The sequence below is a fragment of the Stieleria tagensis genome (genome assembly GCF_024129865.1).
GTDB classification, from domain to species: Bacteria; Planctomycetota; Planctomycetia; order Pirellulales; family Pirellulaceae; genus Stieleria; species Stieleria tagensis.
Genome location: NZ_JAMYFE010000005.1, coordinates 1 through 4,055 on the forward strand (window position 1 = coordinate 1; position 4,055 = coordinate 4,055).

Annotated in this window: 5 protein-coding genes; all 5 read left to right on the forward strand. The window is 53.7% G+C overall.

The genetic code is table 11. The features are described 5' to 3' along the window. The first annotated feature begins 683 nt into the window (after positions 1 to 683). Entirely contained in the window at positions 684 to 1,121 is a 438-nt protein-coding gene (locus NHH03_RS00165; RefSeq protein WP_253153567.1) for a hypothetical protein, read from the forward strand. Between the two features lie 335 nt (positions 1,122 to 1,456). After that, on the forward strand, positions 1,457 to 1,738 hold the full coding sequence (locus NHH03_RS00170; protein WP_253153568.1) for a hypothetical protein: 282 nt from the start codon (positions 1,457 to 1,459) through the stop codon (positions 1,736 to 1,738). A 36-nt stretch (positions 1,739 to 1,774) separates the two neighbouring features. Then, positions 1,775 to 2,395: a hypothetical protein gene (locus NHH03_RS00175; protein WP_253153569.1), complete on the forward strand. Its 621-nt coding sequence runs from the start codon at positions 1,775 to 1,777 to the stop codon at positions 2,393 to 2,395. A gap of 554 nt (positions 2,396 to 2,949) precedes the next feature. Continuing rightward, positions 2,950 to 3,864 (forward strand): tyrosine-type recombinase/integrase, encoded by a 915-nt coding sequence (locus tag NHH03_RS00180; protein WP_253153570.1) that lies wholly within the window; start codon positions 2,950 to 2,952, stop codon positions 3,862 to 3,864. 50 nt (positions 3,865 to 3,914) lie between these two features. Next, on the forward strand, positions 3,915 to 4,055 hold a 141-nt coding region (locus tag NHH03_RS00185; protein WP_253153572.1), incomplete at its 3' end, for a transposase zinc-binding domain-containing protein.

Below are 4,055 nucleotides of genomic sequence, written 5' to 3' on the forward strand. Positions count from 1 at the left end.
GGTTATCGCTGCCGTTACGAGTATTAGACTCAGCTTGAGTAGTGGATGGATTGCGGCGATCACTGGCTGATGGTTTGCTTGATGGCTCCGTCCTTCGCTCGCGGCCTGAACGACTCGGCTTCACACTCACACGAGTTGCGTATGCCAACGCTCGACTGCCGGAGATGGAGAGGGCCATTGTATGCGAGCGCCTTTTAGAATTTTAATCGCGGCGACGACCAGCCGAACCGCCGGCGACTTGCTTTGGAAACGCTAGCTGATTGTCGCCAACGCTTCGGCTCGTCATCGCCTTTTGTGACCTGCAAACGTGACCGCCCAGTGGCCGGCACGGGCTTTCACCATTTCAACTCAAACGATTGACCACATTCGAAGCGACGGGATCGCCGTCGACGGCGCAGTGACGCTTCCTGGATTGCCTTGTCGCCGGCGATCCCCACGCTTCTTTCACCAATTCGCACAGTGCTCAAACCAATACCCGCTGTGACCGAACCAACACTCGTCCAATGCTCGAAGTTGCTTTGGCGATTCGCAGTGGTTAACTTGAGATCTACGCCCAGCCAACTTCCAGCATCGGCCAAGGCATCTCGTAACCAAGGGATGTAACGGATCGGCGGAATCCGGTCTGGAACTGTGGCCCGAGTCTTTCGCCGCCGACTCGTTAATCCCGAACGTTCTGGCAACAAATGATGAAACACGCGTTAGTTGCAATCGCCGCTTTGTGTTTCTTTTCAATTGCTGTCCTTATCGCCTCTCCTGTGACCCATTGGGATGGCGCGTTTCCACTTTCCATCGATGTAGTCGCAAGTGAAGCGGTCGATCTCAATTCGATTAAGTACTACGAATGCTGGAGCGAGGTTCAGGCACGCTGGATTTGCGAGTATCGCCCGGAATCAGACGTTGATTTTCGAATGCCCGCAGAGCGAAATGGCGACAGCGACAAGATCTTCGTTTCACATAGTGGGACCGAACAAGTGTTTGGGATGATTGCGACGTACCAACGTCCATCAAAGCTTTGTGTACAATTCGACGTCGTTCGACCGGACGGTATAACTCGATGCAGGAAAGCGATATCGATTCCTTGTGCTCGCGAGCATCGTTCATTGACTGTTGACTTGCCGTAGACTGCCAGAACAATGAAATGCACGCGAGGACGGGAGTCGCGTTTTTCGGTCTGCTTGCACATCGTTCGTCCGTCCCGCGTGATTTCTAACGTTACCCGACAGAAGATTCCTGACCGCACACACTGCAATCGCAAATGGTATTAAAAGCTTTCAACCGCTTCATAGAGAACTTGGTTGACCGTGTGCGTGTGAGAGTTCTCGGCCCACATTTACTTCAGGACATCAGACTGCTTCCTCTTGGATCAACCGTTGACGACGCGATCTCTCTCTACGGCCCTTTTGATACAGAAGAGCCCAATGAGCATTTGCCTCAGTCTTCATGTTATTGCTTTCAATTGAACGATCTTCACGCGATCGACGTTTGGCAGTGGAAGGGCCGAGTCCACGCTGTGATCTACCACTCGGCAAGAGGTGACGCAGATATGGACTTGGAGACGATGTTCAAGGTGTATGGGGAAGACAAGTGCTGGCACGAAGTGAACAAGGGCTACACTTACCATCGCGACGACAAGAATGTGCGGCTGTGGTGTAGTGCGATGCCCGCGATCGGAGTGGGGACTGTTGAATACATGACTGCCGATTCGGAGGCTAAACGCATGGTCGAACACGGCGGGTAACAATCGGATGCACGACGAGTCGCCGAGTTGAGGTTTTTGAAGTGGTCAGCCATTCGCGGCGACCGCGTGATCCGTACCGTTCCCCAACTGAAAGAAATGAGATACGCGTTCGCTCTACTGACACTCGCGATCCTCGCTAGCCACGCGTGCGGGCAAATCATTTTGCCTATGGGCAACCGACCGCTATACCCCATTCCAGTTGAAATCGCATCCAATGTTCCAGCAAAGTTGCAGGGAGACGCATCGCTTTCGTTTGACAGCCTTGACATGTACTTTGACGGCGGATCGCATGGTGCATTCTTCCATCGCAACGACGGTCGCAAGCTAATCCTATTTTTTCCGCACCCCGGCTATTGGACACTAGAAGCTCGCAAGAACAGAATACAACCAGTTGCGGTACTCATCGAACGCAACGAAAAGCAAATCCTTGTCGAGATAATGACTGATTCCAAGCTCAACCAACGCCTTGTCGACTTGATTGATGCTGGCATTACAACCGCGGGCCACACGCACGAAAAACTCGATATACTTAAACGCGTCAGGGAAAGCGTAAGCAAACGAAGCCCGCTTAAGGAGATCGCAGACCGACTGGATGCGAGAACTGGTGACCTCAAAAATGACGAAGACCCGTTCGGTGGCGTCAACCCGTTTGACTGACACCCAAGACGCGGGGAACCATGGGTTGGACGCGGAGGCCTCGAAAGCGTTTCATTGGAGTTGTTGATCTTTTGCTCGGCCCCGGTCAACCCGAACGTTGAACTTAATCGAAGTGCTTTCCGCTGGGCCGTTGGAAGTGTGTTCTCGCAGTCTGGAACGGGTAGGTGCAACGCTATCGGCCAGCGTCGCATCCTTGCTGTGGTTGTTGATGGCATCCTTGCCGACCCCAATGTTGATCCCGCCTGGTTCTTCCCCGGGGATCGAACAAGTCTTCTGACGATCCCGACTTTTCAGCGCCCGCTGGCAGTCTTGGCGATTGCAGCGCCCGAGCAGCGGAGTCTTTCAAACGTGAATGATCGGGCTTCGCCCGCAGCTTTTTTCATTCTTTGTTGTTGCGCTGACGCGACAGGTTTAGCACCACTGCTCGGGTCCGGTTGTAGCGAACGTTTCGATTAAACGGCTCTTGCGCTTTTGTGTTTTGCAAGCACTGTAGGAGGTCTATCGCCCACCCATTGTTGCGTGAGCGTTTTCCTGACCCCCACCAAGGTTTGACCATGACGCCTTACAAGAATCGAAAATGCAAGATCACAAAACGTCTCGCCGAAGACATGCTGATACGGCATTTGGCCGAGGCAACCATCGATGCCTACACCTACCACGTGCGAAGATTTGCCGACTTTATCGAAAAACCGCTCGAAAGTGCAACCGTCGAAGACGTTAGAACCTTCCAGCTTTACCTGATCCGAGAAAGGAAGCTCGCCTACAGCACGTTCAATCAAGCTGTCTGCGCGCTACGGTTTCTCTACACACACACCATCCGCGTCCCCTGGCCGGTCGTCATGGTCCCTTTCGGCAAACGTCCCAAGACTCTGCCGACAGTGCTCAGCCGGCATGAAATCGATCAGCTCATCCAGTGCACAGCGAACCTCAAACACCGAACCTTTCTGATGGTCCTGTATTCGGGCGGACTGAGGTTCTCCGAAGCGGCCAATTTGAAAATTCACGACATCGACTCACGCCGGATGCAAATTCGAGTCGCCTGTGGGAAGGGGAAAAAAGAGCGGCTCGTTCCACTCTCGCCGAGGCTCCTGAGCGAGCTTCGAATCTATTGGAAGAAGTATCGCCCCAGCGACTTCCTCTTTCCCGGCAAGTCAGTCAACAAGATTTACGCGGGCACGACCATTCAAAAGGTGATGAAAGTGTCGGCCAAGAAAGCGGGGATCCATCGCCGTGTTTATCCCCACGTTCTGCGCCATTCGTACGCGACAGGACTTCTCGAAGCGGGAGTGGACTTGTTGACGATCAGCAAACTGCTCGGTCACGCCAGCTTTGTGACCACGATGGTCTATCTGCACTGTCGCCGCGAACATCTCCACAGCACCCCGAGTCCGCTGGACTGGTTGCCGGTCCGGCAACTGCCGACTCTGACACCGCCACCGGAGAACGATTCCGATCCGAAGAAAAGCTAACCCTTGATCAAATTTTGCGGGTTGGTGCCAATCAGGCCGCTGATGAATCGATGTGCGTTCAAGTTCAAAGCGTGCTGGCAAAGTTATCGGTTTGCCGCACGCACGTGATGGGAGGCCGCAAGTTTCAGTGTGCCGACTGTGACAAAACAAGCTCACTGTACAACTCCTGTGGCGATCGGCATTGTCCTCAG

Excerpts from the sequence above, each read along its gene's own strand:
- NHH03_RS00165 (WP_253153567.1), top strand. The coding sequence starts at position 684 with ATGATGAAACACGCGTTAGTTGCAATCGCCGCTTTGTGTTTCTTTTCA.
- NHH03_RS00180 (WP_253153570.1), top strand. The coding sequence starts at position 2,950 with ATGACGCCTTACAAGAATCGAAAATGCAAGATCACAAAACGTCTCGCC.